Annotated in this window: 10 protein-coding genes; 3 read left to right on the forward strand and 7 right to left on the reverse strand. The window is 47.3% G+C overall.

Going from position 1 to position 12,268, the window contains the following annotated elements:
• Position 1: 1 nt before the first annotated feature.
• From nth to ACYVD3_RS17810, 4 genes are read right to left on the reverse strand one after another with little or no spacing between them, the layout of a single operon-like run.
• Positions 2–679: an endonuclease III gene (gene nth / locus ACYVD3_RS17795; protein ID WP_460643828.1), complete on the reverse strand. Its 678-nt coding sequence runs from the start codon at positions 677–679 to the stop codon at positions 2–4.
• Positions 679–2,439, reverse strand: coding sequence for a B12-binding domain-containing radical SAM protein (locus tag ACYVD3_RS17800; protein WP_460643829.1), 1,761 nt, complete (start codon positions 2,437–2,439; stop codon positions 679–681). The genes nth and ACYVD3_RS17800 overlap by 1 nt, the downstream gene beginning before the upstream one ends.
• Before the next feature lies 1 nt (position 2,440).
• Positions 2,441–2,935, reverse strand: a complete 495-nt coding sequence (locus ACYVD3_RS17805; protein ID WP_460643830.1) for a deoxycytidylate deaminase — start codon at positions 2,933–2,935, stop codon at positions 2,441–2,443.
• A gap of 21 nt (positions 2,936–2,956) precedes the next feature.
• Positions 2,957–4,018, reverse strand: a complete 1,062-nt coding sequence (locus tag ACYVD3_RS17810; protein WP_460643831.1) for an L-threonylcarbamoyladenylate synthase — start codon at positions 4,016–4,018, stop codon at positions 2,957–2,959.
• A gap of 175 nt (positions 4,019–4,193) precedes the next feature.
• On the opposite strand from ACYVD3_RS17810, the gene asnA reads away from it, so the two are divergent.
• Entirely contained in the window at positions 4,194–5,201 is a 1,008-nt protein-coding gene (gene asnA / locus ACYVD3_RS17815) for an aspartate--ammonia ligase (protein WP_460643832.1), read from the forward strand.
• A 122-nt stretch (positions 5,202–5,323) separates the two neighbouring features.
• Here the strand turns inward: asnA and ACYVD3_RS17820 are convergent, their stop codons facing one another.
• The 3 genes from ACYVD3_RS17820 to ACYVD3_RS17830 form a co-directional block, all read right to left on the reverse strand.
• Complete coding sequence (locus ACYVD3_RS17820) at positions 5,324–6,595, reverse strand: methyl-accepting chemotaxis protein (protein WP_460643833.1); 1,272 nt, start codon at positions 6,593–6,595, stop codon at positions 5,324–5,326.
• A gap of 340 nt (positions 6,596–6,935) precedes the next feature.
• Positions 6,936–7,994 (reverse strand): Gfo/Idh/MocA family protein, encoded by a 1,059-nt coding sequence (locus tag ACYVD3_RS17825; RefSeq protein ID WP_460643834.1) that lies wholly within the window; start codon positions 7,992–7,994, stop codon positions 6,936–6,938.
• Positions 7,995–8,042: 48 nt separating this feature from the next.
• Positions 8,043–9,239: an ROK family transcriptional regulator gene (locus tag ACYVD3_RS17830; protein ID WP_460643835.1), complete on the reverse strand. Its 1,197-nt coding sequence runs from the start codon at positions 9,237–9,239 to the stop codon at positions 8,043–8,045.
• A 685-nt stretch (positions 9,240–9,924) separates the two neighbouring features.
• On the opposite strand from ACYVD3_RS17830, the gene ACYVD3_RS17835 reads away from it, so the two are divergent.
• On the forward strand, positions 9,925–10,956 hold the full coding sequence (locus ACYVD3_RS17835) for a Gfo/Idh/MocA family protein (RefSeq protein WP_460643836.1): 1,032 nt from the start codon (positions 9,925–9,927) through the stop codon (positions 10,954–10,956).
• A 28-nt stretch (positions 10,957–10,984) separates the two neighbouring features.
• Complete coding sequence (locus tag ACYVD3_RS17840) at positions 10,985–12,253, forward strand: ABC transporter substrate-binding protein (protein WP_460643837.1); 1,269 nt, start codon at positions 10,985–10,987, stop codon at positions 12,251–12,253.
• Positions 12,254–12,268: the final 15 nt, after the last annotated feature.

Genomic DNA, 12,268 nt, shown 5'->3' on the forward strand with positions numbered 1-12,268 from the left:
ATTAAGCCTCCTTCTTTTCACATGACTGCACCTGGGCACTGGGACAGAGGGTTTGCAGAAAACACTGGCAGCATTTGGGATTTCTCGCAGAACAAATGGATCTGCCAAGAGTAATGATCTGGATATTCCATAAGATCCAGTGATCCTTTGGAAGTATCTTCATCAGTTCGTACTCAATTTTCTCCGGGTCCTCTTCTTTTGCAAAGCCAAGCTTTCTGGAAATCCGCTTAACGTGGGTATCCACCACAATGCTGGGTTGGTTGTAGATATTTCCCAGGATCACATTGGCTGTTTTGCGCCCCACTCCGGCAAGGGAGAGCAGTTCTTCCATTGTCCCCGGAACCTCGCCCCCGAATTTTTCCACCAGATCCTGACAGCAGGATATGATGTTTTTCGCTTTCATATGATAAAAGCCAAGTGAATGGATATCCTTTTCAAGTTCCTTTAAATCCGCCTTGGCAAATTTCTTTGGAGAATCATATTTCCGGAACAAATCCGGCGTCACCATATTCACCCTGGCATCGGTACACTGGGCACTTAAAATGACCGCTATTAAAAGCTGCCATGGATTTTCGTGGTTTAAATAGCATACATATGACCTTCCATACTCCCGGTCAAGGGCCTCAAGCACTTTTAATACCCGGGCCTGCCGCTCTGCTTTTGTCTCTTTCTTTGCCATTACTTCCTCCATACGCCGATCTCATGAGCTGCTGCATTATGGGACAGGACATCCCGGTTTTTGTAATCAAAAAGAATTGCCCTTCCATCCCGGAACACCTCCACATGAGCCATCTTTATAAGCTGTCTGGCCTCATAGCCCTCATATCCTTCCTTTAAGTACCGGAAGGAAGCTGCCTCTGCCTCGAAAAATGCCCTTACCCGGTCCTTAAAAGGCTCCTGGTCAGCCGCAAAAGGAGGCCGGCTCTTTAAATTCTCCCTTAAGTAAAGATCATATACCAGAAGATCCTGGTATAGGGAATGTTTTTTTGGTACCAGACTGTAAATAAACCCTTCCAGTATCTCATATCTGGCCATCCGGCTGTGGCTGATCTCTGACAGCCCCTGTTTATCATAATATTCAGCCAATGCCTCAAACATATCAAAAGGTGTTTCAAACTCCTTAAGAAGTTCATGTAAGGTGGTCCGGAACTGTCCGCTGTTTCCGTAAACCTCCAGCATTTCCTCCAAAGCCTTCAGCTTCAGAATCCCGCCGTAATCCAGCCACCTGGTTGACAGCACCTCATAGGGCGGCTTCTCCTTAAACCTCACCCCGTATTCCTCCGCTTTTTCCGACAGGAAAGAGCCTTTTAACACCTTTAAAAATCCAAGCTGAAGCTGCTCCGGCTTCATCTCGTAAACCTCATTAAAGGAATTGCGGAAGCTCTGGTAATCCTCCCACGGCAGTCCCGCAATCAGGTCCAGATGCTGATGGATGTTTCCAAAGCTGTTGATCTTTCCAACCGTTTCTTTTAAACGGTTTAAATCCATGGCCCTGCGGATCTCCTTAATGGTTGACTGATTGGTGCTCTGAACTCCGATCTCAAGCTGGATGAGCCCCTTCCTCATGGAGGACATGAGCTTTAACTCCTCTTCATTTATAAGATCCGCAGAGATCTCGAAATGAAAATTGGTCACACCGTTATCATGTTCTATGATATGGCGCCAGATCTCCATGGTATGCTTTCGATTGCAGTTAAAAGTCCTGTCCACAAATTTCACCTGAGGAACCCGGTTTTTAAGGAAAACGTCCAGTTCCTTTAACACCAGTTTTGTATCCCGCAGCCGCACGGACTTATCCAGGGAAGAAAGGCAGTAGCTGCAGGAAAACGGACAGCCCCGGCTGCTTTCGTAGTAAATGATACGGTTTTCAAAGCCCTTTATATCCTTGTACAGGAAGGGAATGGAATCCATATCCACCACTGTCTTTAGGGGCCTTTCCACCCCATTTCCTTTCTCATCCCTTAGGGCTGTGCCGTCTATGGCTTCAAAGGAAGGGGCGCCGCCCTTAAGGCTCTCCCTGCTCCGTTCCAGATAACACCGCACTACTTCAGAAAAGATTTCCTCCCCTTCTCCCATCATGATCCCATAAACCGACCGTTCCCGGTTAAGGATCTGAGAAGCATCATAAGACACCTCGGGACCTCCCAGCCAGATCTCCACATGAGGGAGAACCTTCGGAAGGTCCCGGACCAGTTCTAATACATAGGAAACATTCCAGATGTAACAGGAAAATCCCACTGCATCCGGTTTTCTTAAGAAAATATCCTTTAAGATCTCATGGGGCTGATTGTTAATGGTATATTCCTGGGTCTCGATCCGGAATCTTCCATCCTCCAGTTCCGGCTCTTTTACATGGGCTTCTGCATAAGCCTTTAAGCTGTAAATGGCGGGATTGGAATGGATGTATTTGGCGTTAAGCGCCACCAGTAAAAATTTCATGTTAAACCTCGATCTCTATCTTTCTTCCGGTAGGCTGATACTGGTAATACCTTACCCCCGCCGCATTGAGCATACGTTTGGAGGCATCCACCGCCGGAGTGCCGTCATACTTGTCCGAACCGTATACAATGGTCTTGATCCCAGCCTGTATGATGGCCTTGGCACATTCGTTGCAGGGGAACAAGGTCACATAAAGCTTGCTGCCTTCCAGGCTCCCACCCCTGTAATTCAGGATAGCATTTAATTCACTGTGAGTGGAATAGAAATATTTGGCATTATAAGGATCCGTCTGCTCATTTTCCCTGTCCCAGGGAAATTCATCATCTGAGCATCCCATAGGAAAACCGTTGTAGCCCATGGACAAAATCTTGTTGTCCTGGCTTACGATGCAGGCTCCTACCTGGGTGCTGGGATCCTTGGAGCGCTTTGAGGAAAGAGCCGCTACTCCCATAAAATATTCGTCCCATGTAATATAATCTTCTCTTTTTCCAGCCATTTGCTTTCCTCCTTTTCGGTTTTAAACGTTTATCACATGATATCCGGCCGCCTTTGTAAGGCGGTTCATAATGGCCTGTCCCAGATGATCCCTGGAAAAGCTTTCAGAAAAAATAACATCGGCTTCCAGATCATCGAATTCCCGCAGCACTCCATATAAGTTATGGGCTATGGTTTCCTCCCTGGCACGGATTCCCATGCTTCGGATCATTCCCTCATGATACGCTTCCTTTGTTTCCTCCGTACAGATGATCCCCACCTTAAACCCCTGGGAAAGCTTTTCTTCTGCCAGCCGGTTTATGGTCCCTATGACGGCCTCTGCATCTCCTTCCACCAGGGTCAGTTCCGCCTTTGGAGCATAATGCTTATATTTCATGCCAGGGGCCTTTGGCCTTACATCCGCCTTCATAGGCCCTGACACAATGGCCGGATCAAGAGGAACCTCCTGTCCAAGGACAGCAGAAATCATTTCCTGGGTGATGGCTCCCGGCCTTAAGATCACAGGTTCGTCCCCTGATACATCAATGATGGTGGATTCCACACCGATCCCTACGGCCCCTCCGTCTACGATCATATCGATCTTTCCGTTCATGTCCTGCCACACATGGTCTGCTGTCGTGGGGCTGGGGCGCCCGGAAATGTTGGCGCTGGGTGCTGCCACCGGCACACCTGCCAAACGAATGAGAGCCCTTGCCACCGGATCCACTGGCATGCGCACTGCCACCGTATCAAGCCCTCCTGTGGTTCCATAGGGCACCAGGCCGCTTTTGGGAAAAATCAGGGTCAAAGGTCCTGGCCAGAATGCTTCCATCAGCTTTTTTCCTGCCTCCGGGATTGCAGAAACCAGGGGCAAAAGATCCTCAAAATCCCCGATATGGGCAATCAGGGGGTTATCCGATGGCCTTCCCTTTGCCGCATATATTTTTCCTGCCGCCTCTTCGTTTAAGGCATTGGCCCCCAGCCCGTACACGGTTTCTGTGGGAAATGCCACCAGGCCGCCCTTTCTTAAGATTTCCCCAGGCTTCTTTAACTGCTCTGCCTTTGGATTTTCTTTATCTTCTATAATAATTCGTTCTGTGTTCATATCACTTTGCTCTTTTCTTTTAACTTCCATTTATCATATCACAGGCCCAGTCTCCATGCAACTTTTTTGCAGGCAGGCAAAAGGGTTCCTTCCGTTCCTTAAGTAAAACAATGGTTGCACGTTTTTCATATTAGTGATACCATAATAAAAACATTTTATTTGGGAGGAATACCACATGGAACTCATCATACCGGAAAACTATGACCCCAGGCTCGACTTACGTGAGACCCAGGAAGCCATTAAATACATTAGAGATACGTTTCAAAAAGAGCTTGGAAAGGAAATGAACCTGGGACGAATCTCTGCCCCCTTGTTTGTTGAGCACAGCAGCGGTTTAAATGATGATTTAAACGGCGTGGAGCGCCCGGTGCGGTTTGACATTGCAGGCATTCCCGGTGAAGCCATTGAAGTCGTGCACTCTCTTGCCAAATGGAAGCGCATGGCTCTCCATGAATACGGCTTTCTGCCGGGAGAAGGCCTTTACACCAACATGAATGCCATCCGAAGGGATGAGGACCTGGACAACCTCCATTCCTGCTATGTGGACCAGTGGGATTGGGAAAAGGTCATTACCAGGGAGGAGCGGAATGAAGAAACCTTAAAGGAAACCGTCCGCACTATCTTTAAGATCATCAAGCACATGCAGCACGAGGTCTGGTACAAATATCCCCAGGCTGTGAAACACCTTCCAAAGGACATTACCTTTATCACCTCCCAGGAGCTGGAGGACCTCTATCCGGACAAGACACCAAAGGAACGGGAAAACCTGATCACAAAAGAACACGGCTGTGTCTTTCTCATGAAGATCGGGGACAAGCTGGACAGCGGAATCCCCCACGACGGAAGAGCTCCGGACTACGATGACTGGCAGTTAAACGGGGACATCCTGTTCTGGTTTGAGAATTTAAACTGCGCCCTGGAAATCTCCAGCATGGGCATCCGGGTGGATGAAGAATCCCTTGCAAAGCAGTTGGAAAAAGCAGGCTGCCTTGACCGGAAAAACCTGCCTTACCACAAGATGCTTTTAAACGGAGAACTGCCCTACACCATCGGAGGCGGCATCGGACAATCCCGTCTCTGCATGCTTCTGCTGGACAGAGCCCATGTGGGAGAAGTCCAGGCCAGCATCTGGCCAAAGGAAATGCGGGAGGAATGCAGGAAGCATAACATCTTTCTTCTGTAGGCTGGATGGGCCTCTTCCTTTGGTTGAAAGGATAAATTAAAAAGGGGTAAACGGGCCCTGATCGTTCAACACAGCTTCTTTCTTCTGTGTCTTACTATCAGGGTACCGTTTACCCCTTCTCTTTAGCAGGGTGTTTTCAGCTTGAAGGTTTGTACCATTTCTTTCAGCGCTTCCGCCTGCCTGTACAACTGAGCCGTTGCGGCGGTACTTTCCTCGGATGCTGCGGAATTTGCCTGCACCACGGCTGATACCTGGCTGATTTCGTCATTTATCCGGGCTATGCCAAAAGCTTGCTCTGACGATGCGCCGGCGATCTTTTCCGCCAAACCGGCGACCTGCTCTATTCCTCCCACGATTTTGTTAAAAGCATCTGCGGTGGTCTTTGCAATCCCCATTCCACGTTCAGCTCTCTGTATGGAGCTTTCTATCATGTCTGCGGTTTCTTTTGCAGCTTCTGCCGAACGGGCCGCCAGGCTCCGCACCTCATCTGCCACAACCGCAAAGCCCTTTCCGTACTGGCCTGCCCTTGCGGCCTCTACCGAGGCGTTTAATGACAGTAAATTTGTCTGGAAGGCAATGTCCTCGATGGCTTTTATTACCTTTGAGATATTTGATGAGGATAGGTTGATTTCATCCATTGCTTTGAGCATTTCCTCCATGTGCCTGTTGCCGTCCACGGCTCCGTACCTGACATCATTTGCACATGTCCTGGCCATTGCCGCATGATCCGCGCTTAAACTGATCTGGTTTTTTACCTCTGTCACGGCCGCGGCCAGCTCCTGAAGGGAACCTGCCTGACAGCTTGCCCCTTCCGAAAGGCGTATGCTCGCTTCCGAAATCTGGCCTGCCCCACTTAAAACCTGCCCCGACGTATCGCATATCCGAGACAGAATGTAGTTGTTTTTCTCTACGATGCTGCTCAAGGCAATGCCCAGAACATCTTTTTCTGAATTTATTTTCACAGGGACGGTTAAGTCCCCGCCGGCTATTGCTTCGGCTGTCTGAGCCTGATTCCTGGTATTTTCCACCATCGCCTTGAAGGATTTCATCACTTCTCCCACCTCGTCCTTTGTAAGGACCCGGACGTTTGCGCTTGCATCTCCCACAGACAACTGCTGTGCAATATTGTTGAGTATTTTAAGAGGGCGCACAATGCTTCCGTTTAAGGCCCTGCATATTATGAAACTTGCAACAGCGCATACAACGGTCAGCAGCAATATTGCAGCCGAAAAAAGAGCAAAAAAACTCGATGAAACACTGTCTGCGGAATATAATGCGAAAATGGTGAAAAGGCTTATTAAAGAAATTAAAACTGTTACAATGTTCACTATGCCGAATCCTATTGTCAGCCTTTTGTTTAGAGCAATTGAATTCTGTTTTTCCTGTTTTTTCATACGAGCCGCACCCCTTGTTTTTGTTTTTATATTTATATGTATATCGACAGTTTTTGGTATAATTTTAGTAAAATAAAAAATTTGTTCATAAATGAAAGAATCAAACCGGTAAAATCAAAGCACAGTGTTTCCGGACAGTTGATTTTAAAATAATAATAAATGCCCGTGAGCGTATCATCGCAAAGCTTTCCACCTGAAATTTTCACCTGATGACTCGTGGATAATCAATGAATCTTACCTGTATGAAAACCACATAAAAAAACAGTTGGAAAAGTAATATTACCCCTCCAACTGCCGGTGTCATTATCATAAACACGAACCAAAAAACGCTTTATGTATCTCATACCATTTCAGTATTCAAATCCCTATAATACACATCCTCAAAGGGTAAATAAATACGCCTTTTTTCCAAAGAAGACAAATAGATTCCCTTAACCATCTCCAAAGTCTTCCTGCCCTCCAGCCCGTCTATAACCACAGGCCTGTCATGTAAAATCGATTCATAGAAATCCCTGATCTGAAGATGGTGGCTGCTTCCCCAGTAATCCGGTCCAACGTTTGTTGTTTCATAAGTATTCCGGATTTCCGTATAGCATCCCTCCGCCTCGTAAAACCCCATATCCTGTATCAGGCCGCAGCGCCCCTTCTCTCCCTGGAATTCTATCGTAATGGGCGCATCGGATGCATAAGAATTGCAGGCGTAAAGGCTGTAGATACAGCCGTTTTTAAACCTTACAGCGGCTTCTGCGGTATCCTCCACATCCACCATTTCATGGCAGTGGTTGTGCACACTTCCCTCGATCCATTCAACATCGCTGCCCAGCATGTACCGGACCCTGTCCATGCTGTGAATGGCCTGGTCAATTAAAACGCCGCCGCCCTCCTTATCCCAGGTCCCTTTCCAGCCGCTTCCCTGGTAATAGGAACCGGGACGGTCCCAGGTAAGATAAGACCGGGCAGTTAAAATCTTACCAAAATACCCTTCTCCAATCAGCCGCTTTAATTTCTCCACGCTCTTTGTATATCTTGTCTGGAAAATGACCCCCAGCTTTTTCCCTGTCAGCCTCTGTACCTCCATCATCCGGTCCGCATCCTGCAAGGTAATGGCAATAGGTTTTTCCGTCAGCACATGGATCCCTGCCTCCATGGCTTTTATAGCCATGACCGGGTGCAGATAGTGGGGAAGGCATAAATGGATCACATCAATACGGTATTGCAGCGCAGAATCCAGATCCATACAGTAATGGCAGTTGAACTTTTCCCCAAAGGCTTTTGCCTTATCCTCATCAATGTCGATGGCACATACTAATTCCACATAATCCGAAAGTCTGAGAAAGGCGTCTTCATAGCAGGCAGAGATCCTTCCGCAGCCCATAATTGCAGCTCTTAACTTTTCCATTGGCATACCTCCGTTTCATAAGAAAACAATATTGCCGGAAAACCTCATTTAACCGATAAAAAAGCTTCCGGCCATATCCTGAGTAAACTTGTAATGGATATCAAAAAAATATTTCATGGCGCCGTTATACAGGGCACTGGAATCCAGAAGGCTGTACCGGACGCTGACAGAGTTCACCATACGCCGAAACCCCATGGTGCGCAGGCATTCCTGGATCTCCTGGAGGAATAAGGGTCCAAGGTCTTTTCCCTTGCCTCCGATGATGATCAGCTTTGGGTGGACCATGCAGATTAAGTTGCACAAAGCCATAGAAAATTCATCTGCAATATCCCGCACCACCTTGCAGGAGACCACATCACCATATACGCTGGCCTGCCCCAGATTCCCATAAGTAACAGCCGCTGCTTTTCTAAAAGCAGGACTGCCTCCTGCTTTGGAAATGCGCTCCTTTAAGGAAGCTTCTCCGATCATCAGCTCCAGGCAGCCCCGGTTCCCGCAGGAGCAAAGCTCTCCCTTGGGATCAATGGAGTAATGGCCGAACTGGGTATAAGAGGCACTGGCACGGCCCAGCATCTCATTGTGAATAAAAAGAGTAGCACCGATCCCTTTCCCGAAGTTGATAAAAGCGAAATCCTTTTCCGTGATCTGGGTGTAGACCTTTTCCCCATAGGCAAAGCAGGCCGTATCATTTAAAAGAGCTACCGGAAATCCGGAAAAGGCGCCCTGGAGTTCTCCTATAAAATCCTTTTCCGGAAGGTTCAGGGTCGTGGCAAATATCTCCCGCCTGTCTGGATCGATCATGGCAGGAACCACCACACAGATGCCTAAAAACTGCTCTTTATTGATCTGCTGCAGCACAGTCTGATGAATGTATTCCTGGCACAAAGGGATGTAGTTATCAGGGGATGGCACATCCATCTGCTGATAAAGGGAAGTAGAACCGGTGATGTCCACCAGGGCGGCGTTCAACCCCTTCTCCTCCAGACAGAATACAGCCACATAATACTGTTCCGTCCGAAGCATCAGGCTGTTGGGCTTGCGCCCCACATTGGTACTTCCGCTGATGCCGGAATCATATACAAATTTGCGCGCGATCAATTCATCCACCAGGGAGGAAACTGCGGTCTTGCTTAACCGGGAGTCCTTGGAAAGCTGCGCTCTTGAGATCCCCGGGTTCCGGTATATGGAATTGTATAATTGCTTTAAATTTGTATCTTTAATTAACTGCTGGTTCACAAGTTTCATAATATCCTGCCTGTCCTTTGCTTATTTTGATAAAATACCCATCCAACTGCCTGACATATTCCCTGTCCTGTGTGAAACAGGGATGCACAAAGCTTTGGGAAGCCCCATCCTGGGCAGTTTCTTTTCCTGTCCGGAGATCTTCTTTGCTTTCTCCAGACGGAAAAACACAGATGTTTTCCCCTTTCGCGTCTTATGATCCGATGATGGCGAAGCGCTTCAAGCCCACCTCCTCACGGTTTATTTAGTAAAGCCATATTATTAAATAATGTTATCATAAATCATGATCAGTTGCAATCATCCCCTTAAAAATACAGGAAAAAGCTGTATTACTTGAAAAATTCATAATAAATAATAGAAGATCTTATTTTCCAATGATACACCTCCAACAAATCAGACTGTATTAGTATAAATAAATTGTAAATCCAAAGTATTAATAAATATATTATATACATATTACATAATTTTTACAACCATTTACCGTTATAAACAACATAAATAACATTAAAATATTATGTATTCCAAAAATATATTGACATATATGTCACTTAATGCTATTGTAAAACCAACAAACAAATGAGATTTGCACGAATTAAAAGCCGGGATTTAAAGACTTTATCCCAAAGGCTTTTAATTTTAAAATTAATTAGTAAGGTCACTGCACAAACTAAGGAAAGAGGATGATGAAATGAAAGTGGGACTGATTGGATGCGGAGGAATGGGCACGACTCATAATCTGTCATTAAAAGCGCTGTCAGGAAAAATGAATGTGGAAGTAACGGCCCTGGCAGACTGCAGGCCGGAATTTCTGGAAAAAGCGGCCATTCAATGGCCAAAGGCAAGGCTGTATCAAACAGGCATGGAGCTTTTGGAGGCAGAAACCTTAGACAGTGTACATATCTGCCTTCCCAGCTACCTCCATACGGAACATGCCTTGGCGGCCATGGACAGGGGGATCCATGTATTTGTGGAGAAGCCTGTGTGCCTGACAGAGGAAGAGGCCAAAAAGCTTATGGATGCCCGGAAAAGAAACGGAGTCCAGGTAATGGTAGGGCAGGTGGTGAGATCCTTTGACGAATACCGGTATTTAAAAGAGTGCTACGATACCAACAGGTTTGGGGAGCTGAAATCCATCACCATGCAGAGAGTCAGCGGAGATGCCGCCTGGGGATATGAGGACTGGTTCCACCAGGAAGGAAAAAGCGGTTCTGTTGTATTAGACCTTCATGTCCATGACCTGGATTTCCTCAGGTATATGCTGGGAGAGCCGGATTCCTTTGATGTAAAGGCCACAGCCTTTTCCAGCGGCATGATCAATCAGATCTTCACCGCCTATGAATTCGGCAAGGTTTTTGCCATAACGGAAGGCATATGGGATGTAAGCTCCGCACTTCCTTTTGAGGCCAGCTTTCACGCATGTTTTGAGGAAGCCAGCGTGGTGTTTAAGGGAAGAGAAAAACCATCTCTGACCGTCTATGGAAATGACGGCAGCATCCAGCATCCCCAGCTTCACCGGGAATACGATGTAAACGATGATTCAGCAGGGATCAACATCTCCAATCTGGGTCCCTATTATACGGAAATAAAATATTTTATCCAATGTCTGCAGGAAGGAAAGTCTGTGGAAGTAGCTCCCCTTGAGGAAGGCATCCAGTCGGTGCGGCAAGCCATCAGGGAATGGAATAGGGCTAAGGAATATGTAAATAAAAGGCAACTATAAAAATTTTCATATTTTAGGAGGCAAAATTATGATGAAAAGAGCAAGAGCATTGGCAATCCTGATGACAGCGGCATTAACGGTTCCCAGCCTTACGGCATGCAGCGGAAGCGTTTCCAAGGATCAGGCAAAAACAGCGGAGGAAATCACCTTAAAGGTATTTGACGCTCATGCATACGGTCTGGAGGAGTATGCAGAGATGGCCAAAAAATTTGAAGAAGCCCACCCTGGCGTGAAGATCGAAGTGCAGCACGCCGCAAACGACAGCAGCACCCTGCTTCAGTCCCGTGTGAATTCAGGGGATATCCCCGATGTATTCGATGTGGAGTCAGGCACGGCAGCCCAGAAATATTATGAATATGCCTATAACTGGACGGAAGACAAAGAAGTATTGGGCAAATTCAAAGAAGCTGCCCTGGATACCGGAAAAGACGGGAACGGAAACATCATGTCCCTGCCCTGGACCTATGAGAATTTAGGCCTGATCTATAACAAGGACCTGTTTGAAAAGGCCGGGATCACAGAGCTTCCTGATACTATGGATGAGCTTGAAGCTGCCTGTGAGAAGCTGTCTGCTGCGGGGATCACGGCATTTGCCCTGGCAGGAAAGGAAACATGGGTCCTTCATCACCTTTCCACCCATTTCATGATGGATAAGTCCTTAGATGCCAAGGGAGTTGTGGATAAATTAAACAGCGGCGATTTAAAATTCGCGGATATGAAGAATTTTCAGAACCTCTTCCGCTTCCTGGACCTGGCTGTAAAATACGGTCCTGACAAGCCTCTGGAAGTCGATTGGGAAACAAGTGAAAATATGCTGGCAAACGGGCAGGCTGCCATGATCCACATGGGCGACTGGTGCCAGTCCACCCTGGATTCCTTTAACCCCAATGCCCGACTGGCGTTCCTCCCCTGTCCGGTCAGTGATAATCCGGAAGATGCCACCCTTCTCTCCTCCTGTAACTGGACCTATATTGTGAACAAGGATTCCAAGCATTTAGATCTGGCAAAGGAATATCTGGAATATATCCTCACCTCAGAAGAAGGCCAGAAATGGATGTGCGATGGCGTAGGAGGCGTTCCCGGAGCCAAGACCACCATGGAAGTAAAGGGCGCCCTGGCAAACGATGCGGCAACCTACGTAGAAAAAGGCGAGACTAACGGCTGGATCCACACCATCGCACCTAACGGGTATTCTGATATCGTAGGCCCTGCCATGCAGGCATACATGATCGGTGACATGACCCCGCAGCAGGTGACAGAAGAATTCCAGAAGGGCTGGCAGGTCCAGAAAAACTAAACTCTGGTTTAAAAG

The sequence above is a fragment of the Lacrimispora brassicae genome (assembly GCF_054772055.1).

Coding starts and splice junctions, on each gene's coding strand:
- asnA (WP_460643832.1), top strand. CDS start 4,194: ATGGAACTCATCATACCGGAAAACTATGACCCCAGGCTCGACTTACGT.
- ACYVD3_RS17800 (WP_460643829.1), bottom strand. CDS start 2,439: ATGAAATTTTTACTGGTGGCGCTTAACGCCAAATACATCCATTCCAAT.
- ACYVD3_RS17820 (WP_460643833.1), bottom strand. CDS start 6,595: ATGAAAAAACAGGAAAAACAGAATTCAATTGCTCTAAACAAAAGGCTG.
- ACYVD3_RS17825 (WP_460643834.1), bottom strand. CDS start 7,994: ATGGAAAAGTTAAGAGCTGCAATTATGGGCTGCGGAAGGATCTCTGCC.
- ACYVD3_RS17835 (WP_460643836.1), top strand. CDS start 9,925: ATGAAAGTGGGACTGATTGGATGCGGAGGAATGGGCACGACTCATAAT.
- ACYVD3_RS17805 (WP_460643830.1), bottom strand. CDS start 2,935: ATGGCTGGAAAAAGAGAAGATTATATTACATGGGACGAATATTTTATG.
- ACYVD3_RS17840 (WP_460643837.1), top strand. CDS start 10,985: ATGATGAAAAGAGCAAGAGCATTGGCAATCCTGATGACAGCGGCATTA.
- ACYVD3_RS17830 (WP_460643835.1), bottom strand. CDS start 9,239: ATGAAACTTGTGAACCAGCAGTTAATTAAAGATACAAATTTAAAGCAA.
- ACYVD3_RS17810 (WP_460643831.1), bottom strand. CDS start 4,018: ATGAACACAGAACGAATTATTATAGAAGATAAAGAAAATCCAAAGGCA.
- nth (WP_460643828.1), bottom strand. CDS start 679: ATGGCAAAGAAAGAGACAAAAGCAGAGCGGCAGGCCCGGGTATTAAAA.